This is a genomic window from Zhihengliuella alba, from assembly GCF_039538765.1.
Taxonomy (GTDB): Bacteria; Actinomycetota; Actinomycetes; order Actinomycetales; family Micrococcaceae; genus Zhihengliuella; species Zhihengliuella alba.
The window spans coordinates 408,667-429,311 of record NZ_BAABCJ010000001.1 but is presented as its reverse complement, the minus strand read 5'-3'; the positions used below and the strand labels follow the sequence as shown (position 1 = coordinate 429,311).

The 20,645-nt window shown below is 71.8% G+C and carries 19 protein-coding genes; 2 read left to right on the top strand and 17 right to left on the bottom strand.

The genetic code is table 11. The features are described 5' to 3' along the window. Positions 1-30: 30 nt before the first annotated feature. From ABD784_RS01900 to ABD784_RS01835, 14 genes are all read right to left on the bottom strand, one after another. Positions 31-2,850: a DEAD/DEAH box helicase gene (locus ABD784_RS01900; RefSeq protein ID WP_344881252.1), complete on the bottom strand. Its 2,820-nt coding sequence runs from the start codon at positions 2,848-2,850 to the stop codon at positions 31-33. A gap of 34 nt (positions 2,851-2,884) precedes the next feature. Continuing rightward, positions 2,885-3,649 (bottom strand): twin-arginine translocase subunit TatC, encoded by a 765-nt coding sequence (gene tatC / locus ABD784_RS01895; RefSeq protein WP_344879136.1) that lies wholly within the window; start codon positions 3,647-3,649, stop codon positions 2,885-2,887. Positions 3,650-3,709: 60 nt separating this feature from the next. Next, positions 3,710-3,943 (bottom strand): Sec-independent protein translocase subunit TatA, encoded by a 234-nt coding sequence (tatA, locus tag ABD784_RS01890; RefSeq protein ID WP_344879133.1) that lies wholly within the window; start codon positions 3,941-3,943, stop codon positions 3,710-3,712. 35 nt (positions 3,944-3,978) lie between these two features. Further along, the gene (locus ABD784_RS01885) at positions 3,979-4,359 is read right to left on the bottom strand and encodes a hypothetical protein (protein WP_344879130.1); all 381 of its coding nucleotides are present in this window, start codon (positions 4,357-4,359) and stop codon (positions 3,979-3,981) included. Beyond that, positions 4,356-6,515 (bottom strand): helix-turn-helix transcriptional regulator, encoded by a 2,160-nt coding sequence (locus ABD784_RS01880; protein ID WP_344879127.1) that lies wholly within the window; start codon positions 6,513-6,515, stop codon positions 4,356-4,358. Before ABD784_RS01880 ends, ABD784_RS01885 begins: the two co-directional genes overlap by 4 nt. Before the next feature lie 83 nt (positions 6,516-6,598). Then, the gene (locus ABD784_RS01875) at positions 6,599-6,994 is read right to left on the bottom strand and encodes an FKBP-type peptidyl-prolyl cis-trans isomerase (RefSeq protein ID WP_344879123.1); all 396 of its coding nucleotides are present in this window, start codon (positions 6,992-6,994) and stop codon (positions 6,599-6,601) included. A 114-nt stretch (positions 6,995-7,108) separates the two neighbouring features. Beyond that, positions 7,109-8,065 (bottom strand): FKBP-type peptidyl-prolyl cis-trans isomerase, encoded by a 957-nt coding sequence (locus tag ABD784_RS01870; protein ID WP_344879121.1) that lies wholly within the window; start codon positions 8,063-8,065, stop codon positions 7,109-7,111. A 99-nt stretch (positions 8,066-8,164) separates the two neighbouring features. After that, entirely contained in the window at positions 8,165-9,532 is a 1,368-nt protein-coding gene (pafA, locus tag ABD784_RS01865) for a Pup--protein ligase (RefSeq protein WP_344879118.1), read from the bottom strand. Positions 9,533-9,534: 2 nt separating this feature from the next. Continuing rightward, positions 9,535-9,759 carry a ubiquitin-like protein Pup gene (locus ABD784_RS01860; protein ID WP_344879114.1) on the bottom strand — a complete coding sequence of 75 codons (225 nt, stop codon included), beginning with the start codon at positions 9,757-9,759 and terminating at the stop codon, positions 9,535-9,537. Between the two features lie 169 nt (positions 9,760-9,928). Continuing rightward, on the bottom strand, positions 9,929-11,548 hold the full coding sequence (gene dop / locus ABD784_RS01855) for a depupylase/deamidase Dop (protein WP_344879111.1): 1,620 nt from the start codon (positions 11,546-11,548) through the stop codon (positions 9,929-9,931). Continuing rightward, positions 11,545-13,305: a proteasome ATPase gene (arc, locus tag ABD784_RS01850; RefSeq protein ID WP_425582901.1), complete on the bottom strand. Its 1,761-nt coding sequence runs from the start codon at positions 13,303-13,305 to the stop codon at positions 11,545-11,547. Before arc ends, dop begins: the two co-directional genes overlap by 4 nt. 98 nt (positions 13,306-13,403) lie before the next feature. Then, entirely contained in the window at positions 13,404-14,543 is a 1,140-nt protein-coding gene (locus ABD784_RS01845) for a tRNA (adenine-N1)-methyltransferase (RefSeq protein ID WP_344881247.1), read from the bottom strand. Between the two features lie 104 nt (positions 14,544-14,647). Beyond that, complete coding sequence (locus ABD784_RS01840; RefSeq protein WP_344879108.1) at positions 14,648-15,844, bottom strand: site-2 protease family protein; 1,197 nt, start codon at positions 15,842-15,844, stop codon at positions 14,648-14,650. A 4-nt stretch (positions 15,845-15,848) separates the two neighbouring features. After that, the gene (locus tag ABD784_RS01835) at positions 15,849-16,646 is read right to left on the bottom strand and encodes an HAD family hydrolase (protein ID WP_344879105.1); all 798 of its coding nucleotides are present in this window, start codon (positions 16,644-16,646) and stop codon (positions 15,849-15,851) included. A 114-nt stretch (positions 16,647-16,760) separates the two neighbouring features. On the opposite strand from ABD784_RS01835, the gene ABD784_RS01830 reads away from it, so the two are divergent. Continuing rightward, a complete protein-coding gene (locus ABD784_RS01830; RefSeq protein WP_344881244.1) occupies positions 16,761-17,666 on the top strand; it encodes a PAC2 family protein in 906 nt (301 codons plus the stop codon). Positions 17,667-17,701: 35 nt separating this feature from the next. On the opposite strand, the gene mshC is transcribed toward ABD784_RS01830, so the two are convergent. From mshC to ABD784_RS01815, 3 genes are all read right to left on the bottom strand, one after another. Further along, positions 17,702-18,961, bottom strand: a complete 1,260-nt coding sequence (gene mshC, locus ABD784_RS01825) for a cysteine--1-D-myo-inosityl 2-amino-2-deoxy-alpha-D-glucopyranoside ligase (protein ID WP_344879102.1) — start codon at positions 18,959-18,961, stop codon at positions 17,702-17,704. Between the two features lie 60 nt (positions 18,962-19,021). After that, the gene (locus ABD784_RS01820; RefSeq protein ID WP_344879099.1) at positions 19,022-19,858 is read right to left on the bottom strand and encodes an undecaprenyl-diphosphate phosphatase; all 837 of its coding nucleotides are present in this window, start codon (positions 19,856-19,858) and stop codon (positions 19,022-19,024) included. Between the two features lie 96 nt (positions 19,859-19,954). Continuing rightward, positions 19,955-20,242: a hypothetical protein gene (locus ABD784_RS01815; RefSeq protein ID WP_344879096.1), complete on the bottom strand. Its 288-nt coding sequence runs from the start codon at positions 20,240-20,242 to the stop codon at positions 19,955-19,957. A 136-nt stretch (positions 20,243-20,378) separates the two neighbouring features. Here ABD784_RS01815 and ABD784_RS01810 point away from each other — a divergent pair, with 136 nt between their 5' ends. After that, complete coding sequence (locus ABD784_RS01810) at positions 20,379-20,633, top strand: DUF5703 family protein (protein WP_344879093.1); 255 nt, start codon at positions 20,379-20,381, stop codon at positions 20,631-20,633. Positions 20,634-20,645 lie beyond the last annotated feature (12 nt).

Genomic DNA, 20,645 nt, shown 5'->3' with positions numbered 1-20,645 from the left:
TGGGTCTGCGATGGGAGTTCGACGGCGGGGTCAGTCGGTGACGCTGGAGTAGGCGACGACGCCGCGGCGGACCAGTTCGATCGCCTGCCGGCAGGTCGGGGCGAACCGCGGCGCGGTGTCCGGCACCTTGGCGAGCTGGTCGAGCGTGTCGATGACCTGCTTGGCCCACCGGACGAAGTCGCCGGCGGCGAAGTCCACGCCGCGGAGGCACTCCTTCAGGTCCTGGCCACGGACCCACTTGTACATCGGCCAGACGAGGCCGGACTCCGGCTCGGCCGTCTCCGGGAGCCGGTGCTGCTCCTCGGCGTCGGTCAGATCGCTCCAGCACTTCACCGCGGTCTCCCACGCCGCGCCCATCCGTCGCGAGGGAAGCTTCGGGTGCACGCCGTTGTCCTCGCGCTTGGCCTGGTAGACCAGCGTGGTGATGAACGCCGCGAGCTCCGCGGCATCGAGCTCGTAGAGCGCCCCCGACTCCATGACGAGGGAGATCAGCAGGTCACGCTCGCCGTAGATCCGGCGCAGCCGGTCACCCGCCGGCGTGGTGTGGATGGCCCCCGACTCGGGATCGGTGTGCAGGTAATCGTAGGCGTCGAGCACCGAGCAGACGCGATCGAAGGTCTTCGCGATGGTGTTGGTCCGGCCGTTGATCTGCGCGACCAGCCGGTCCCGCTCGGCCCGGAGCTTCCACCACCGCTCGGCCCAGCGGGCGTGGTCCTCGCGCTCGCCGCAGCCGTGGCACGGATGGCGCTTCAGTTTGCGCCGCAGCGCCGTGATCCGCTCCTCGTGCCGGGAGTCGGGGCCGTAGTCGAAGCCGACGGCGTCGCGCCGCGGAGGGCGGTGATCGTGGACGGCGTTGCGCAGCGACGCGGCCAGGTCCTTGCGCTCCTTGGGCGAGCGACCGGTGAACGACTTGGGCACCTTGATCCGCGAGACGATGTCCACCGGACCGTCCAGGTCCGCCGCGTGGAGTCGTCGGACGTGCTTGTCCTCCGTCAGGACGGTCGGGGCGGGGTCCCGCCCGTCGGAGAGCTGGATGACCACGCAGCGCCCGAGCCGGCGCGGCCCGTGGACCTGCACGACGTCGCCCACCGCCAGCTGCTCCAGGGAGCGCTCGGCGGCGGAGGCACGGGCGCGGTTGGCGCTGCGGGAGGCGTCCTTCTCGGCCTGGGACAGCTGGTACCGCAGCTTGGCGTACTCCTCGAAGTCGCCGAGGTGGCACTCCATCGCCTTGCGGTAGCCAGCGAGGGACTCCTCGCGGCTGCGCACCTGCTTGGCCAGACCCACCACCGAACGGTCGGCCTGGAACTGCGCGAAGGAGGATTCGAGGATGGACCGCGCCCGATCCCGCCCGAACTGGGAGAACAGGTTCAGGCTCATGTTGTACGTGGGCCTGAAACTCGAGTTCAGCGGGTAGGTCCGGCGCGAGGCCAGGCCGGCGACCGCCGTCGGATCCGTCCCGGGCTGCCAGAGCACGACGGCGTGGCCCTCCACGTCGATCCCGCGGCGCCCGGCGCGGCCGGTCAACTGGGTGTACTCCCCCGCCGTGATCGTCACGTGCTCCTCGCCGTTGAACTTCTCGAGCTTCTCCAGCACCACCGAGCGAGCCGGCATGTTCACCCCGAGGGCGAGCGTCTCGGTGGCGAAGACGGCCTTCACCAGACCGCGCGCGAAGAGCTGCTCCACGAGCTCCTTGAAGATGGGGAGCATGCCGGCGTGGTGGGCGGCGAAGCCCTGGATGAGTCCTTCGCGCCAGGACCAGAAGCCCAGGATCTCCAGGTCGTCCTTCGGCAGCTCGTAGGCCACGGCGTCGACGGCGCGCTGGATCTCCTCCGCCTCCCGGGCCGTGGTCAGGGAGAGTCCGCTGCGGACGCACTGGTCCACGGCGGCGTCGCACCCCTTGCGGGAGAAGATGAAGACGATGGCCGGCAGGAGCGCCGCGCGGTCGAGGGAGAGGATCATCTCCGGCCGCGACATCCTGAACTTCTGCACGCCCTCGTCCGGACGGCGGTCCGCCGGCCGGCGGCCGCCGCGGCCCCGCTGGGGCCGGGTGGAGCGGAAGCCCGAGCGCAGGTCCCGCTGGGCGAGTTTGAGCAGTTCCGGGTTCACCATGGCGCGGATGTCCCCGTCGCCGCCCTCGCCGAGGTCGTCGGCGACCTGGTCGAACGCGAGGTCCTCGGCGAAGAGGTCGATGATCCGGCCGCCCGCCATGACGTGCTGCCAGAGCGGGATCGGCCGGTGCTCGGAGACCACGATCGCCGTGTCGCCGCGGACCGTGTCCAGCCAGCCGCCGAATTCCTCCGCGTTGGAGACGGTGGCGCTGAGGGAGATCACCTGGACGGAGTCCGGGAGGTGGATGATGACCTCCTCCCAGACCGCGCCGCGGAACTTGTCGGCGAGGTAGTGGACCTCGTCCATCACCACGAACCCCAGGCCGACGAGGGTGTCCGAGTCCGCGTAGAGCATGTTGCGGAGGACCTCGGTGGTCATCACCACGACGTCGGCCTCGGGGTTGATGCTCGTGTCGCCGGTGAGCAGGCCGACCCGCTCGCTGCCGTGGCGGGCGGCGAGGTCGGCGTACTTCTGGTTGCTGAGCGCCTTGATCGGCGTGGTGTAGAAGGCCTTCTGGCCGCGGGAGAGCGCCAGATGGATGGCGAACTCGCCGACCACGGTCTTCCCGGCACCCGTGGGCGCGGCCACGAGGACGCCGCGGCCGGCCTCGACGGCCTGGCAGGCCTCGATCTGGAACGGGTCGAGCTCGAAGCCCAGTCCGTGCCGGAATCCGTGGAGCTCGGTCTTGGCCTCCGCGGCCCGCTGCTTGGCGGCCGCGTATCGTTCGGCGGGCGATTCCATGCTCATCTGCCGCCTCCTTCGGGTCGGGTGTGTTCTACTCCGGCAGCTCGCTGGCCTGACGGGCGGACCGCTCGTACTCCTCCGCCAGCGCCGCCGCACGCCGGGCCCGGCGTTTGTCGTTGTAGAGGCAGAACCCGGTCGCGGCCGCGAAGAGCAGCAACAGCGGCCCGGCGAGCACGAACATGGTCAGCGCATCGCCGCCCGGTGCGGCCATGGCCGCGACGAGGCAGATGAGGAAGACCGTGATCCGCCAGTTCTTGAGGATGGTCCGGCCGGGCAGGATGCCGATCATGTTCAGGCCGACCACGAGCACCGGGAGGATGAACGCGATGCCGAACGCGAGCAGGAGCCGCAGCACGAAGTCGAGGTACTCCGGCATGGTGATCAGGTTGACCGCGTTGCCCGGTGTGAGGCCGATGAAGAAGAGCAGCGCGAAGGGCAGGGCCCAGAAGCCCAGCACCACGCCGCCCAGGAAGAGCGGTACGGCGGTGCCGATGAACCCGACGGCCGTCCACTTCTCTTTCTTGTGCAGCCCGGGCACGATGAAGGCCCACAGCTCGTAGAGCCACACGGGCGAGGAGATGAGCAGCCCGAGGAAGACCGACACCTTGATCATCAGGTCCAGCGGCGAGACGGCGGAGGCGAAATTCGCCTGACCGCCGGCGTCGAGCAACGGCTGCGTCAGGATCTCCATGACCGGGTTGTACAGGAAGAACCCGCCGACGGTCGCCAGGAGCAGGGCGCCCAGAGCGATGAAGAGCCGGTTGCGCAGCTCGATCAGGTGCTCTTTGAGGGACATGCGCCCCTCGGGATCTTTTCTACCTTTCAGTGCCACGAATCAGTCGATATCAGGTCGCGCTCAGGCGTTATCGCGGTTCGGCTTGTCGCGATCGTGGATCACGTTGCCCTCGACCGGGCCCTCGGGGCCCTCCTGCTCCGCCTTCGGATCGTCGTCCTTCATGTGACGGACCTCCGTTTTGAAGATGCGCAGGGACTGGCCCATCGACCGCGCCAGGCCCGGGAGCTTGGGAGCCCCGAACAGGAGCAGGACGAGAGCGATGATGATGAGCCACTGCCAGCCCTGAATACCCATGGGAGATAGTCCTTTCGTAGGTTTGCAATTCTACGTCACTCGGCGAAGACATCGCCGTAGCGTTGCGGCTGGCCGGATGAACGTTTCCTGTCGACGCGGCGACGGATCCGTGCCGCCCGCCGATCCTCCCGGGCGGCCGCGAAGTCCTCCCGTGCCTGGGCCGGGTCGACGAAGAGCGCCGCCACGCCGACCACGGACGATCCGGTCCGCTCGACCGCGTCGTCCTCGGACACCATGCGGTCCGGCCCGTCGGCCCCGGCGGACAGGATGCCGCTGAGCCGGTCCGCGGCGGTGCCGGCCTCCTCGACCGCACCCATGGCCTTCCGGAACAGGTGCACAGCGCCGAGCGCCAGGAAGATCAGCGCCAGCAGCGCCAGCACCGTCCAGAGCAGTATCCAGAACCACCACGGCATCATGCCCGTACTCCTTCGTCGTCCGCCGGCCCGGCGGTGCTTCCTGTTGTCCCACGGGGGTCCTCCACCGCGGCACCCGCGTCCGTGTAGGCCCGCAGGGCGGCCTCCAGCCAGTCCGTCACGGCGTCGGCCAGGTCTTCCGGCGCCACGACGGTCAGGTCGCCGCCGTGCTCGGCCACGAGTCGGCGCAGGGTGCCGGGGTCGGCCACGCGCACCTCGCAGAACGTCCTCTCGTCACCGGGCGCGGTCCCGACCCGGAGGGGCGAGAACTCCTGCTGGAGCTGCGCGAGCCTCGGGGCGAAGCCGACCACCGTGAGCAGGTCGTCCTCCCGGGGCGTGTAGTGCTCGCCGTCCACGGCGTGGCGCTCACCCGGGATGTAGACCTCGTCGAGCGGCTCCGCCTCGACGATCCGGTCGAGCCGGAACCGCCGGGACCCGTCGGCGCGCCGGCACCAGGCGTGGAGGTAGGCACGGTCGCCGCTCTCCTCCAGCCGCGTGGGCTCCACCAGCCGCTCGGTGATCTCCTCGCGGGCCGGGCTGACGTAGCGCAGCCGGAGCACCCGTCGGGCCTCCACGGCGGCGGCGAGAGTGCCGCTGAGCGCGGCGTCGTCCGCGGCACGACTGCGGGGTGCCACCAGGTCGAACAGCCCGTCCAGGTGCTCGGTGGCCCCGCGCAGCTTGGCCAGTGCCCGCCCGGCGGCCTCGGCGGACCCCGCGGGAACGGTGCTCAGGAGCTGCAGCCCGGTGCCGAGCGCGAAGGCCTCCGCGAAGTTCAGTCGGATGGGGTGGGCCAGATCGTCGTCCTGCGAGAGGACGATCGTGTCGGTGGCGTCGTCGATCCAGATGTCCACGCGGGAGCCGTAGTCCCAGCTCCCCGGCCCGCACAGCTGGAGCCGCTCGATGTCCTTCTTCAGGGTCCGCCGTGGGATCCCGAAGTGCTCCACCGCCTCGGTGACGGTGGGGGCGCCCGCCTGCCGGACGAACGCCACCAGGTCCAGCGCGCGGGCGGCGACCGCCGTCGCGGGTGCGCGCCCGGCATGGCGCCGCTCCTTCAGGGTCGGCCGCGGTGCGGGGCGCCGCTGCGCCGCGAGAGTCCGCTCCAGGCGGCGGACGACGGCGGTCCGCAGCTCGGCGGGCGCGAGCACCTCGGCCGCGTCGCCCAGCGCGGCGATCTCGGCCGAGGCGGCCTCGCCGTCGTGGTACTCGAAGGCGACGGTCTCCCAGGCGGGGTCGGTGTCCCCGGCCGGACGCGTGCTGGAGGGGCGGTCACCGGGGTCCACGGCGCGGCGGCGGAGATTGGCTCCCCGGCCGGGAGCGAGGCGCACGACGGCGGTGGTCATCGCCGCCGCGGGATCGAGGTGCTCCAGCGCCGCGGCCGCGGTGAAACCGGCCGGGCGGGGCTCGGCGGCGGGGTCCCCGGCCGGGCACTCGGAGATGTCCCCGACGATCCGGGAGAGGCGGAAGATGCGCTCGGCGCCGCGGTCGTGATCGTAGCCGACGAGGTACCAGTGGCCGAATCTGCTGCCGAGGCCCCACACGGAGACGGTTCGCGCACCCTCGGCGCCGTCGACCGTCCGATACCGGAAGGCGACGACCCGGCGTTCCTGGGCCGCGGTTGCGAGCGGACCGAACAGGACCTCCTCGGCGGCGATCTGGACGCCGAACGGGGACGCGGCGTCGTCGGTGGAGGCCGGCGCGAATCCGGGCGCCGGGGCATCCTCGGCCCCGACGGAGCGACCGGCGGACAGGCGTCCGCGGGCGGCGGGCGCGGTGCCGGTGATCCGGCTGAAGGCGCGCAGAGCGGCCGAGCCGAGATCCGGGTCCCTCCAGAGCCGGGCGGCCAGCGAGAGCGCGAGGACCTCCTCGGCGGAGAACTCGATCTCCGGGAGCCGATAGGCGGCCGGGTCGACCCGGTAGCGGTGGGCCTCGGTGCCCTGGCCGGGCCGGTCGCCGTCGCGGGGGCCGTCGAGGGGGACGCCGAGCTCGCGCAGGTGGGCCTTGTCGCGTTCGAAGCTCGCCTCGAAATTCTCGTCGCCGAGATGCGCGTAGCCGTCGACGGCTGCGCGGACCTGTTGCTTGGTCAGCCCCACGCGGGTCTGCAGCAGCGTGCTGAGAAGGCTCAGCAGGCGCTCGGAGTTGTCCACGTTCTGTTCAGCCACACCCGCCACGTTACTACGAAGAAGGCCGGTGGGTTCCGCTGCTGGAGCGGGACCCACCGGCCTGGTGCGCCGGGTGCAGCAGGTCAGCGTGCGCCGACCAGATCGACGACGAAGATGAGTGCCTCGTTGGGGCCGATCGCCGAGCCGGCACCGCGCTCCCCGTAGGCGAGCTCGGCCGGGATCTCCAGGCGGCGGCGTCCACCGACCTTCATGCCGAGGAGGCCCTGGTCCCAGCCCCGGATGACCTGGCCGATGCCGGCGGTGAAGTCGAGCGGCTGGCCGCGGTTCCACGAGGCGTCGAACTCCTCGCCGGTGGACCAGGCGACGCCCACGTAGTGCGCCGAGATCGCCGTGCCGGGCTGGACCTCCTTGCCGGTGCCCTCGATCAGATCGTGGATGATCAGCTCCTCGGGCGGCGTCTCCCCCGGGAAGTCGATCTCCGGCTTGGTGCGGTCGAAGTTGCGCTGTCCGAAGGACATGTTCTCCTCATTTCATTTCGAGCCGGCCGTAGCCGGCGGTCCGGATCTTGCGATGCGCGTGGTGCGATGCGGGCGGTGCGGGGGCGTCGGCCGGTCGGCCGAGACCCGCAGGGACTACTTGGCCTCGACGATCTCCACGACGAAGACCAGCGTGCCGGCGGGGCGGCCCTGGGCTTCGGCCTCCGTCTTGCCGTAGGCGAGCTCGCCCGGGATCGTCAGCAGGACCTTGGATCCGACCTTCTCCCCTGCGAGGCCCATGCTCCAGCCCTGGATGACACCTCCGGCCAGATTCGCGTCGAAGGGCTCGCCGCCGTCGTAGGACGAGTCGAAGACCTTCCCGTCGTCCCAGCGCACACCCTCGTAGTCGACCGTGACGGTGCTCTCCGCGGTGACCTCGGCACCGTCGCCCTCCTCGAGGACCTGGACGGCGATGTCCTTCGGCGGCTCCTGGCCCTCCGGGATGGTGACCGTGGGGTTGCCGGCGTCGTCGAACTCCGCGGTGGGCAGCGCCCCGTCCTCCTCCAGCTGGGCGACCTCGTCGTCCGAGAGCTTCTGGGGGATGTCCTCGGCACCGGTGATCTTCATGACCAGGACCTCGGCGGCGTTCTCCGGCGCGGCGGGCGCCGAGGAGGAGCCCTCGGCCGGGGCCTGCGCGGCCGGCTCCTGCGCGAGCGCGATGTAGGAGCCGACCTTGGCCCCGACCAGGATGTCGTAGACGACCGGCAGTGTTTCCTTGAGCTCCGGCGTGGTCGGCAGCGGGCGGGGGTCCTGGTCGAAGGTGTCGCCGAGGATCTCGCCGGTCTTCGTGTCGTACGCGGCCAGGGCGACGTTGACGTTCTGGTTCTCGGTCACGGCCTCGCCGTCGCCCTCGACGACGATCCGGGCACCGGCCTCGGACGTCTCGAGCGGCGTGTCGAAGCTGACCTTCGGGGGCTCGAGCTCCTCGGAGCTCGGCTCGACGGTGATGCTCTCGAGGGGGGCGGCGTTTCCGGCGGACTGGTCTTCGGGGGTGCCGCAGCCGGCGAGGGCCAGCAGGGACGCCGCTGCGACGACGGAGAGGAGCTTGCGCACAGGTATGTCTTCCTTCAGTGGTTCGGGTGCTTCGGGCCGCGGGCCGAGAGCCTCGTCAAGCCTAGGGGTTCGGACTGTGAAAGCGCTGAGGCCGCGCCGTCAGACGTGCAGGGACTCGATGAGCGCGTCGACCCTCTCATCGGTCGCGGCGAACGGGTCCTTGCAGGCGACGGCCCGGGAGGCCGAGTCCTCGAGCTTCAGGTGGACCCAGTCGACGGCGAAGTCGCGGCCGGCGGCCCGGGCTGCCCGGACGAAGTCGCCGCGGAGGCGTCCGCGGGTGGTCTCGGGCGGGTGGTCCACGGCGTGGCGGACGGCCTCCTCCGCGACCACCGTGGCCGCCCGGCCCCGGGCACGCAGCAGATTGAAGAGGCCGCGCTCCGGAGCGATGTCGTGGTAGGTCAGGTCCAGCTGGGCCAGCCGAGGGTGCTCGAGGCCGAGGCCGTGCCGGTCCGCGTAGCCGTCGAGGAGGCGGCGCTTGATGGCCCAGTCGATCTCGGTGTCGATCCCCGAGGCGTCGCCGGACTCGACGGCGTCCAGGGCGCGCTCCCACAGTTCGAGCACGCGCGCCACGTGGGGCGTGTGCGCTCCCTCGCGGGCCACGAACGCCGTGGCCTTCGCCAGGTACCGGCGCTGGAGTTTGAGCGCGGTCATGGTCCGCCCGTCGGCGAGCCGGATCTGCGCCCTGCCGGTCGTGTCGTGCGAGACGTCGCGGATCGCCCGGATGGGGTTGGCGATGCTGTCGTCGCGCATCGGGACCCCCGCCTCGATCATGCGCAGCATGAGGTCGGTGGCGCCGATCTTGACCAGCTGGGTGGTCTCCGACATGTTCGAGTCGCCCACGATCACGTGCAGCCTGCGGTAGTACTGGGCGTCGGCGTGCGGTTCGTCCCGGGTGTTGATGATGGGACGGGACCGCGTGGTCGCGTTGGAGACGCCCTCCCACATGTGGTCCGCGCGCTGGGAGAACACGTACCGGTGCTCGCCCTCGACCTCCAGGATCTTCCCGGCCCCGGCGAAGAGCTGGCGGGTCACGAGGAACGGGATGAGGATCTCGGCGAGCCGCGCGAACTCGACGCGACGCGGGATGAGGTAGTTCTCGTGGCTGCCGTAGGAGTTGCCCGCGGAGTCGGTGTTGTTCTTGAACAGGTAGACGCTGCCGTCGTACCCGTCCGCGGCCAGCGCCCGCTCGGCGCGCACGGCGAGGTCGTGCATGATCAGCTCCCCGGCGCGGTCGTGCGCGATGAGCTGGGCGACGTCGTCGCACTCCACCGTCGCGTACTCCGGGTGGGAGCCGACGTCGAGGTAGAGCCGGGAGCCGTTGTTCAGGAAGACGTTGGAGCTGCGGCCGAACTCGACCACGCGCCGGAAGAGGTACTTGGCGGTCTCCTCGGGGGTCAGGCGGCCGTGGCCCGCCGGCGAGTAGGCCAGGCCGAACTCCGTCTCGATCCCGAAGATCCGGCGCTCCACGCCTACTGGCCGCCCTTCTGGACGAAACCGCGGACGAACTCCTCCGCGTTCGACTCGAGGACGCCGTCGATCTCGTCCAGCAGGTCGTCGACCTCCTGGAGCTGCGCCTGCTGCTGGGCGTTCGACTGCGCGGCCGGCGCGTCCAGCCGGTGCGTCTGCTCCGACTGCTGGTTCAGGCCCTGCCGGGCCGAGGACTGCTGGCTCTGGCCGGAATGCTGATCCGCCATGGTGTGCTCCTTCTCTGCTGTGCCCGGTCTGACCGAGCCCGTCGAATCCAGTATCGCCGTGCGGGGCGAGTGCGTCATGTGGCCGAGCGCGTCGCGCCCGGGCCGCCAGGCCCGGTGCGTCGGGTGAACCGGCCCGGCCGGTGGCCATCGCGCGCACGACGGCGGGTGGTCACCGGCCGGTCAGGTCCCCCGGGGCCAGCCGGTCCAGGAAGTCCCCGACCTCCAGCTCCGCCTCGAACAGGGCGCCGGTCCGGCCCTTGGTCGCGGCCAGCGGTTCCGGGAGCCGGATCCGCTGCAGGCCACGGCGTCCCGGGACGCTGAAGACCACGGAGTCCCAGTTCGCCCCCACCACGTCCTGGCGGTAGCGGCTCAGGGACTGGCCGCGGAAGTAGGCCCGCGTGTCCTCCGGGGGCGCGGCCACGGCCCGTCCGATCCGGTCGGCGTCGACGAGCCGTTCGATGCGGCCGCGGGCCTCGAGCCGGCGGAAGAGCCCGCGGTCGGGGCGCAGGTCGGCCCACTGCAGGTCCATCAGGGCGATCCGTGCGTCGTCCCAGGCCAGACCGTGCCGGTCGCGGAACTGCGTCATCAGCTGGAGCTTCGCGACCCAGTCCACGGTCGCCGCCTGGGCGAGGACGTCGGAGCGCAGTCCGTCGATGGTCCGCTGCCAGCGCGCCAGGACGTCGAGGGTCTGCTCGTCGGCGATCCCGCGGGCCTCGCAGTGGGCGCGCGCGGCCTCGCAGTAGGCCTCCTGGACGTCCAGAGCGGTGACGCGTCGGCCGTCCGTCGTCTCGACGGCAGCTCTCAGGCCGGGGTCGTGGCTGATCTGCTGCACTGCGCGGACCGGGTCGCGCAGCTCCAGCGGCGGCTCCCCGCCGGCCTCGACGAGGCTCAGGACCAGGGCGGTGGTGCCGACGCGGAGATACGTGGGGACCTGGCCGAGATTGGCGTCGCCGGCGATGACATGGAGCCGGCGGTAGCGGTCCGCGTCGGCGTGCGGCTCGTCGCGCGTGTTCACCAGGGGACGGCGGACCGTGGTCTCCAGCCCGACCTCGGCCTCGAAGAAGTCGGCCCGCTGGCTGACCTGGAAGCCCGGGGTGCGCCCGGTCGCCCCGCGGCCGACGCGCCCGGATCCGCAGAACACCTGGCGGGTCGCGAAGAAGGGCAGCAGCGCCCGGGCGATCGCATCGAACTCGACATCGCGGCGGACCAGGTAGTTCTCGTGGGCGCCGTAGCTGGCGCCCTTGTTGTCCGTGTTGTTCTTGTACAGCAGCAGCTGGTCGAACCCGGGCCGGGAGTTGACGTGCTCCATGGCGGCCAGGACGACGGCGTCGCCCGCCTGGTCCCACACCACGGCGTCCAGCGGATTGCTGGTCTCGGGCGAGGAGTACTCGGGGTGCGCGTGGTCCACGTACAGCCGGGCGCCGTTGCCGAGGACCAGGTTCATGATGACGTGGCCGTCGCCGGCGGGCTCCGCCTCCCCCGCGTAGAGCGTGGTCCCGGCCCGGGCGTCGATCAGGGCGACCTCCTCGGCGGTCAGCTCCCGGGCCTCGTCGGTCAGCTGGCTCGGGTCGGCCTCGGCGCGTCCCACGGTCCAGCCTCGGGCGTCGAGCAGCGGCGACTCGTCCGAGTAGTCCCACTGCGTTCCGGCCAGCGATCCGGTCCCGGCGCGGATGACCTCGGCGTAGGCGTTGACGACTCGCGCGGAGAGCACGGTGGCGTTCGCGTGCGGGGCGTCCGGGGCGAGCACGCCGTACTCCGTCTCCAGCCCCATGACACGGTGGACGCTCATCGGCTCCCCCCTCCGTCCGGGACGTCGAGGGCCACGGGGGCGGCGTCGTGCAGGATCGGCCGCAGGTGCGTCACGCGGAGACCCCGCTGGCCCGTGATGCGCGCCCAGTCATCGGGGTTGGACGTGTTGGGCAGGTCCTCGTGCTCGCGGAACTCCTCCGTCACGGCGGCGAGCAGGTGGCGCTGGCGCACGCCCCGCTCCCCCGTGGTGAGCAGATCCTTGATCGCGTGCTTCTTGGCCCGGTCCACGATGTTCCGCAGCACGGCGCCGGAGGCGAAGTCCCGCACGTAGAGCATCCGGGTGCTGCCGTCGGCGAAGGTCAGCTCGAGGAACTCGTTCTCCGGCGAGGCGGCGTACATCCGGTCGATCGTCGTGGACACCAGCCGGGAGACGGTCGCGGCGCGGTCGCCGCCGTCGTGCCCGACCTCCTCGGCGTGCAGCGGGACCTCGACGGTCAGGTACTTGGAGAGGATCTCGGCGGCGCCCTCCGCGGTGGGCCGCTGGATCCTGATCTTCACGTCCAGCCGGCCGGGGCGGAGGATCGCCGGGTCGATCATGTCCTCGCGGTTGGAGGCGCCGATCACGATCACGTTGTCCAGCTTCTCGACGCCGTCGATCTCGGTCAGCAGCTGGGGGACGATGGTGGTCTCGACGTCCGAGGAGACGCCGGAGCCACGGGTGCGGAAGAGCGCGTCCATCTCGTCGAAGAACACGACCACGGGGTCGCCCGTGCTCGCCTTCTCGCGGGCCCGCGCGAAGATCAGGCGGATGTGTCGCTCCGTCTCACCGACGTACTTGTCCAGCAGCTCCGGGCCCTTGATGTTCAGGAAGTGGCTGCGCACGCCCTCGCCGTCGCTCAGCTCGGCGGCGCGCTCGGCCAGCGAATGCGCCACGGCCTTCGCGATGAGCGTCTTGCCGCAGCCCGGCGGACCGTAGAGCAGGATTCCCTTGGGCGCGCTGAGCCCGTGCTCGCGGTAGAGATCCTGGTGCAGGAAGGGGAGCTCGACGGCGTCGCGGATCTGCTCGATCTGCGGGCCGAGCCCGCCGATGTCGCTGTAGGCGATGTCCGGGACCTCCTCGAGGACCAGCGACTGCATCTCCGTGAGCTGGACCCGCTCGACGGCGAGGCCCGTCTTGGGCTCCAGCACGATCGCGTCGCCGACCCGGAGTCTCTGCGCCGCCAGCGGGGCGGCCAGTCGCACCACCCGCTGGTCGTCCCCGCGGCCGAGGACGACGACGCGGCCGGCCTCGAGGAGCTCCTTGACGGTGACGATCTCGCCGGTCTGCTCGTAGCCGAGCGCGGCGACGACCGTGAACGCCTCGTTGAGGAGGACCTCCTGCCCGAGGTGCAGGCCTGCCACGTCGATCAGCGGGCTGATCGCCACACGGATCTTCCGCCCGCCCTGGACGACGTCGGCGCTCGCGAGGCGGGTGGTGGAGATGGCGCTGCCCGGCTCGGCGCGGCCGGCCGGATTCAGGTCCACGATGGTGGCGAAGTTGAACGGCGCCTCACCGTCGCGGTCCAGCCCCTGGCGCAGCGTCGCGATCTCGTCCCGCGTGCGCTCGAGCATCTCGGCCATGCGCCGATTGTTGGCTCCTGCGGACATGAGCTGCCGGTCCAGCGTGCGGGCCTTCTCGCGCTGGACATTGAGGTCGCGTTCCGCCCGGGCGACCTGCTCGCGGACCCGCTGCAGCTCGTGCTGCCCGTCCTCCGCGGCTGAATCCTGCCCGTGTCCACCGGTGGGGTGCTCGTCCAAGGTGCCTCCTCCTCGCTTCCGCGCGTCGTCGTCGCGTCTGGTGTGCTCCGGCGGCCCGCTCGCCGTCGAGTACCGCTCCCGGCCGGGCCGGGAGCCGGCTAGTGGGTCTCGCCCCGGCTCGTCTCGTCGGCGCCGGCGTCCGGGCTGTCGGCGCCCTCGGCCGCTGCGCGCTCGGTCTCCCCGCTGGCGGCCGCACCGCTGATGGCCGCCGCCTCGCGGCCGGCGCGGCGGACCTTCTTGTCGGAGACGTTCCGCTGCCCGAAGGCCTCGGGCGTCCACGCCTCCTCGCTGTGGTCCCTCGTCCAGGCGCTGATGTCCTCGGGCGCGAACTCGGCGTTCTTGACCCTGCGGGCGCCGGGGATGCCGTCGGCGCCGTCGGCCAGTCGACGGCAGGTGATGAGGAACGCCGTGTGGGCGACCATGCGGTGGTCCGGACGGACGGCGAGCCCGTCGACGTGCCAGCCGCGGACCATGGTCTCGAAGGCCTCGGGCTCGGTGTACTGCCCGGTGGCACGGATCGCCTCGACCACGCGGGACATCTGGGTCACCGTGGCCACGTAGTTGACCCACACCCCGCCCGGGGCCAGGACGGTGGTGACGGCGTCGATGCACTCCCAGGGCGCCAGCATGTCCAGGACGACGCGGTCCACCGAGCCCGGCTCCTCCGTCTCGAGAACCTTCTCCTGGAAGTCGCCCAGGGAGATCCGCCAGGCCGGGTGCGGGCCCGCGAAGGCCGCCTCGACGTTGTCGCGGGCGATCTGAGCGAATTCCTCCCGCCGCTCGAAGGAATGGAGGTAGCCCCCGTCGCCGACGGCCCGCAGGAGCGACATGGAGAGGGCGCCGGAGCCGACGCCGGCCTCGACGACGCGCGCGCCGGGGAAGACGTCGCCCATCTGGACGATCTGCGCCGCGTCCTTGGGGTAGACGACCGTGGCCCCGCGCGGCATGGAGAGGACGAAGTCCTTCAGCAGGGGGCGCAGCGCCTGGTAGCGGTGCCCGGTCGAGTTCTCGACGACGGAGCCGTCCGGCAGGCCGATGAGCTCGTCGTGCGCGAGGATGCCCCGGTGCGTGTGGAACTCGCCCCCGGTCCTGAGCGTGATGGTGTTGATCCGGCGCTTCTCGTCCGTGAGCTGGACCCGGTCCCCCGGGCGGAACGGTCCGCGGCGCGCCGAGGCGCCGTGGACGTCGCGTCCGGCTGCGGCCGACTGATCGGCGCTGGGAAGGGAGGAATCGGTCATCATGCTCTTTTCTCGCCCGGCCCGGACCGGGACGCGCGTGTGCTGGACTTCAAAACTATGTCGGGCTCCTATTGTGGCCCAAAGTGTTGCGCGGCCGGACCGGCCTAGACGCCCTTGGTGAGCGCGCGGACCACGCGCTCCTGGCGGAGCAGGCCGACCACCCGCCCGCGGAGGTCCACGACCGCGTACTCGCTCCCGGCGAGCGAGGCGAGGTACTGCAGCAGGGGCCGGCCGGCCGCATCCTGGCGGACCACGGCTCCGGCGGCCAGGGCGCGGGCGACACTGCTCGCCGGGGTCGTGCCGTGGACGGACGGGTCCACCTGGGCGAGCGAGCCCTGGTCGACGACCGCCTCGGGCGCGCCGTGGCGCCCGACCAGGATCAACTGCACGGAGCCGTGCTCCGGCTCGACTCCGGCCTGCGCGCGGCGGTGCACGGAGTTCTCGGCCCGATCGCGGGCCACGAGCAGCTGCGACACGGTGAGGGTGGCGGGGACGCCGATCGCGGGCACCGCGAGCGCGCCGGCGGTCAGGCGCGGCAGCCGGAGCCGCATGCGGGCATCCCGGAGGGAGGCCGTGGCCCCCGTGAAGAGGAAACCGGCCACGAGCAGCGTGATGAGCCCCAGGTACAGGTCGACGTGCTGGAAGACGATCAGCGGCCCGCCGATCAGGCCGAGGACCAGGAGCACCGCGATGACGCGACCGGTCCAGGCCGCGGCGATCGTGCCGCGCTCCTGGGAGCCCGTGACCTTCCAGACCAGCGACTCCACGAGGCGTCCGCCGTCCAGCGGAAGGCCGGGCAGGACGTTGAAGACGGCGACGAGGAAGTTCGCGAGCACGAGGATGCCGAGCAGGAGCCCGGTCACCCCGCCGGGCTCGAAGAGCACGATCAGCAATTGGCCCGCGCCGGCGATGATGAAGTTCGCGGCCGGGCCCGAGAGCGCGACGGCGAGCGAGCGCCCCGGCGTCGTCCGGAACTGGCCGAACTGGGTGTGCCCGCCCCAGAGGGTGAGCACGATCCGGGCACCGGGCCAGCCATAGGCCTTCGCGCACCACGCGTGGGCGAGCTCGTGCACCAGGACCGAGAGCAGCAGCAGGATCGCGTAGACGAGGGCGACCAGGTAGGCCATGCCGCCGATTCCGGGCAGCGCCCGGGCGACGTCCGGCCCGAAGGCGAGGACGACGAACGCGGCGATGATGAACCACGACCACGCGAGGGTGACGGGGACGCCCAGGAGGGATCCGAGCGGGATGCCGCTCCGCAGGCCGCCGGCCGGCGCGTCGGTGCCGGGCGCTTCCGCCATGCGGCTACTCCCCCGGGCCATCGGCGGCGGCGCCCGCGGAGACCGCGCCGGCCTCGCCGGACCCACCCGCGACGACGGCGCGCACGAGGGCGTCCAGGTCGGCCGCGGTACGTCCCTCGAGGGTGTCCCAGACGGTCCAGTTGCGCGGCGCCGGCAGCGGTACCACGTGCGGGACCGCGATGGTCGTCGCACCGCTGGCCGCCGCCGAGGCGACGCCGGGCACGGAGTCCTCGATGGCCACGACGCGTGCCGGGTCGAGCCCCGGCACGATGCCCCGCAGGCGCTCGAGCCCCACGAGGTAGGGCTCGGGGTCCGGCTTGCCCCGGCTGACCAGGTCCCCGGTGACGGCGAACCGCATGGTGCCCTCGGGCAGTGCGGAGAGGATGGTCGCGGCCAGCGGACCCTCGGACATCGTGACCAGGGCGCAGGGCACGCCGGCGGCGTTGAGGTCCTCGAGCAGCTCGCGCGCCCCGGGCCGCCACGGCACCTGCGTGCGGACCTGCTCGATCACACGGCTGGACAGGGTGTCGATGATGGTCCGGGGCTCCACGACTGGCCCGCCCTGGCGGATGATGCTCTCCTGGAGGACGGCCGCGCTGACGTCGAGGGCGTTCCCGACCACCGACATGGCGTCCTCGTCCGTCCAGACCCCGCCGTGGGCGGCGACGAGCTCTTTCTCCGCGGCGATCCAGTAGGGCTCGGTGTCGACGATGGTCCCGTCCATGTCCCAGAGGACCGCCTGCAGCCCGCCGTCGGCGGATCGGATGCTGGTGTGGGCGGGGGCGGGTGTCGTCGCAGGCATGCCGACAGTCTATCGGCGCGCCGCCTGCCGGGCCGAAGTGTGTGGCCGACACACCTTTACGCCGCTCGCTGGGGCGTTAGTGTGTGTGACGTGGGAGAAAAATCGCTGCTCGCCCTGTTGACCGAGCTCGGGACGCCGTCCGTGGACTCCGGCGGGGAGCCGGGGTCCGGGAAGCGGCCGGCCATCATGCTGGTCGCCTTCGAGGGCTGGAACGACGCCGGCAGCGCGGCGAGCGACGCCGTCGCCCTCCTCGAGCGCGAACTCGGCGCGGAGGCCATCGCGACCATCGGCGAGGACGACTACTACGACTACCAGTTCTCCCGTCCGTCGGTGCGGCGCACGAGCGCCGGCCAGCGCGTCATCCAGTGGCCGACGACCCGCGTCCTCCGCGCGGCCCGGCCGGATCGCGGCCACGACCTGCTGCTTGTGCGCGGCGTAGAGCCGACGTACCGGTGGAAGGCCTTCTGCGCGGAGCTGCTCACGCTCGCCGAAGCCCAGAACGTGCAGGCGGTGGTGCTGACCGGGGCGCTCCTGGCGGACTCGCCGCACACCCGCCCCGTGCCATTGAGCGTCACGAGCGACGACGCGACCGTCCGCGAGGGGCTCGGGGCCGACGCCCCGGGCTATGAGGGGCCCACGGGCATCGTCGGCGTCCTGGCGGCCGTGGCGGAGGCCGCGGGACTGCCGACGGTGTCCGTGTGGGCCGCCGTCCCGCACTATGTCGCCCAGTCCCCCTCGCCCAAGGCGACCTACGCGCTGCTGCGCCGCCTCGAGGACCTGCTGGAGATCGAGGTCGACCTGCACCTCCTCGGCGAGGATGCGGAGGCCTGGGAGCGCGGCGTCGACGAGCTGGCCGGCGAAGACCCGGAGATCGCCGCCTACGTCAAGCAGCTCGAGGAGGCGCAGGACGCCGCCGAACTGCCCGAGGCGAGCGGGGAGTCGATCGCCCGCGAGTTCGAGCGGTACCTGAAGCGCCGCGAGGACGGCCGCGGCGACGGCGGCCGTCCGCCGCGGCCCTAGCGCGCTGACCGCGGTCCGAGCGCCTGGACCACGAGCTAGAGCCGGAGGCCCAGCAGCGCGTCGACCGTGTCGACGAGCTCCGTCGTGGCCGTTCCCCGCTGCGCCTCCGGGGCGCTGGCCGCCCACGCGTCGAGGGCGTCGAGGGCACCGGGGGCGTCGAGGTCGTCGGCCAGCCGATCGCGCAGGTGGGTGGCGAGCTCGGAGACCTCGGCGGGGGACGCCGTCGCACTGCGCCGGCGCCAGGCGGCCAGGCGGGCCTCCGCGTCGGCGAGCAGCTCGTCCGTCCAGAACCAGTCGGTCCGGTAGTGCTGGCCGAGGAGGACTGCACGGACGGCCATCGGATCCACGCCGCGCTCCCGCAGGCGGGAGACGAGGACCAGGTTGCCCTTGGACTTGCTCATCTTCTCGCCGTCGAGGCCGACCATCCCCGTGTGGACGTAGAGCTCCGCCAGCGGCCTGTGGTCGTGAGCGCTGGCGTGCCCGGCCGAGAACTCGTGGTGGGGGAAGGCGAGATCGCTGCCGCCGCCCTGGACCGTGAACGGCGCCGGCAGGTGGTGCCGGGCGATGACCGAGCACTCGATGTGCCAGCCCGGGCGGCCACGGCCGAGCGTCCTCCCGTCCCAGGCGGGCTCCCCCGGCCGCTCCACGCGCCACAGCAACGGGTCCAGCGGGTCGCGCTTGCCGGGGCGGTCCGGGTCCCCGCCGCGCTCGGCGGAGAGCGACAGCATCGTCGCGCGGTCGTACCCGCTGACGTCGCCGAGCCGCCAGCCGTCCACGGCGAACGAGGAATCGAAGTAGACGTCGCCGTCGGGCTCGCCTCCCCCGCCGGGCACGCGGTACGCGGCGCCGTCGGCCAGGAGCGCCTCGACGCCGTCGACCACGAGGTCCACCGTCTCCACGACGGACACGTAGTGGTGCGGCGGCAGGACGCGCAGGGCCTCCATGTCGGCGCGGAACAGCTCGACCTGGTCCGCTGCCAGGTCGCGCCAGTCGACCCCGGTCGCCGCGGCGCGCTCGAGGAGCGGGTCGTCGACGTCGGTCACGTTCTGGACGTAGGTGACCTCGCGCCCCTCGGCGAGCCACAGCCGGTGCAGCAGGTCGAACGCGACGTACGTGGCGGCGTGCCCCATGTGCGTCGCGTCGTAGGGGGTGATGCCGCAGACGTAGAGTCCGGCGCGCTCCCCGGCGGGCACGGGCACGGCCTCGCGGCGGGCCGAGTCCATCAGCGAGATGTCCCCGGCGGCGTCGCCGGGTCGGGGCAGGGTGGGCACAGCGGGGGCCGGCCAGGCGTGCACAGGGTGTCCTTTCGACAGGGAGAACGAGGGAGCGCAGAGGGCTCCCCACGGTTCAAGCGTTTAGACAGGCTGAATAATCCCGAGCCCCAGCAGGAGGAAGATCGCAAGTCCGAGCGCGATGCGGTACCAGACGAAGGCGCGGTAGCTGTGCGTGGAGATGTAGCGCAGCAGCCAGGCGACCACCGCGTAGCCCACCACGAAGGCGACACCGGTCGCGACGAGGGTCTCCGCCAGCCCATACGGGCCGGCGACGGCGTCCGGCCCGAGGGACTTTGCCAGCTTGTAGCAGCCGGAGGCGACGACGGCGGGGATGGCCAGCAGGAACGCGTACCGCGTGGCCGCCTCGCGGGTGTACCCCAGCATCATGCCGCCCGTGATGGTTCCACCGGAGCGGGAGACGCCGGGGATGAGGGCGAGCGCCTGGAAGAGGCCGTAGATGATGCCGTGCTTGTAGGTCAGTCGGTCCAGTTCGCGATTCTGGCGGCCGAGCGCGTCGGCGAGGGCCAGGAAGATACCGAAGACGATCAGCATCGTGGCAGTGATCCAGAGGCTCCGGAACGTCGTGTCGATGTAGTCCTCGAGGAACAGGCCCAGGACGGCGATCGGGACGCTGCCGATGATCACGAGCCAGCCCATGCGCGCGTCCGGGTCGTTCCGCGCCACGCGGCCGACGAGGGACAGCGCCCACGCCCTCACGATCCGGACGATGTCCTTCCAGAAGTAGATGACGACGGCCGCCTCGGTGCCCAGCTGGGTGATGGCCGTGAAGGCCGCCCCCGGGTCCTGCGCATTGGGCAGGAACTCCCCCACGATGCGCACGTGGGCGCTCGAGGAGATCGGCAGGAATTCGGTCAGGCCCTGTACCAGGCCGAGAATGATGGCTTCGATCCAAGTCACGGAGACGACCCTACTGGAGGAACGCCCCGCCCCCGTTCAGGGGTCGGCGATGTCGCCGCATTTCAGCCCGTGGTGCCACTCACGGCAGGCCCCGGGTCAACCCGTCGGCTGAGAGCCGCCGCCCTCCGAGCCCTCCTCGGCGTCGGCGTCCTCCTCCGCATCCTCGTCGTCCGCATCCTCGTCATCGTCGTACAGCTCGAGCGGCGTGACCTCCTCGTACGCGTCGTACAGCGCGTCCTCGTATGCCTCGAACGCGTCGGCGACCGCGTAGAAGGCGGATTCGACGGCGGGATCGGCATCGCTGCGCCGAGAAACGATGGCAGTCAGGTGCTCGTCCAGCGCTGACTTGAGCAGTTCCAGTGCAACTCGCGGATCGGTGGTCATGGCCAGAACGTTACCGCCTGCAGCAGGCTGTGGGTAGGGGCCTCCGGGCCGCTCGGGGACAAGCCGTGGAGAGGGTCGGATCAGTCGCCGCAGGGGTGTTCGACACGGCCGCCCCGCGGAGTATGGTGGCCTCACCATGAAGCATCCGACACAGCCGCCGACCCCGCTGCCGAGAGCGGAGAGGGTCCGCGATCCGCACCAGCCGTACGAGTACCTGATCGTCACGGTGCAGCCCGGCCAGTCGCTCGCGGAGGCCCGGCGCGCCATCGTCGAGCACGCCGAGTATGGGAAGTGGGAGCTCAAACGCTCGTCGAAGTACCGCGGAGGCGTGCACAAGTACTGGCTCCGCCGGCGCATCATGCGCGTCGAGCGCACGCTGACGGTGTACTGACCCCCGAGCGGA

Bases quoted from the DNA above. Each gene is read 5' to 3' on its own strand.
- ABD784_RS01810 (WP_344879093.1), top strand. From the start codon at position 20,379: ATGAAGCATCCGACACAGCCGCCGACCCCGCTGCCGAGAGCGGAGAGG.
- ABD784_RS01845 (WP_344881247.1), bottom strand. From the start codon at position 14,543: ATGACCGATTCCTCCCTTCCCAGCGCCGATCAGTCGGCCGCAGCCGGA.
- ABD784_RS01835 (WP_344879105.1), bottom strand. From the start codon at position 16,646: ATGCCTGCGACGACACCCGCCCCCGCCCACACCAGCATCCGATCCGCC.
- ABD784_RS01815 (WP_344879096.1), bottom strand. From the start codon at position 20,242: ATGACCACCGATCCGCGAGTTGCACTGGAACTGCTCAAGTCAGCGCTG.
- tatC (WP_344879136.1), bottom strand. From the start codon at position 3,649: ATGTCCCTCAAAGAGCACCTGATCGAGCTGCGCAACCGGCTCTTCATC.
- ABD784_RS01840 (WP_344879108.1), bottom strand. From the start codon at position 15,844: ATGGCGGAAGCGCCCGGCACCGACGCGCCGGCCGGCGGCCTGCGGAGC.
- tatA (WP_344879133.1), bottom strand. From the start codon at position 3,943: ATGGGTATTCAGGGCTGGCAGTGGCTCATCATCATCGCTCTCGTCCTG.
- ABD784_RS01875 (WP_344879123.1), bottom strand. From the start codon at position 6,994: ATGTCCTTCGGACAGCGCAACTTCGACCGCACCAAGCCGGAGATCGAC.
- ABD784_RS01885 (WP_344879130.1), bottom strand. From the start codon at position 4,359: ATGATGCCGTGGTGGTTCTGGATACTGCTCTGGACGGTGCTGGCGCTG.
- dop (WP_344879111.1), bottom strand. From the start codon at position 11,548: ATGAGCGTCCACCGTGTCATGGGGCTGGAGACGGAGTACGGCGTGCTC.
- ABD784_RS01860 (WP_344879114.1), bottom strand. From the start codon at position 9,759: ATGGCGGATCAGCATTCCGGCCAGAGCCAGCAGTCCTCGGCCCGGCAG.
- ABD784_RS01900 (WP_344881252.1), bottom strand. From the start codon at position 2,850: ATGGAATCGCCCGCCGAACGATACGCGGCCGCCAAGCAGCGGGCCGCG.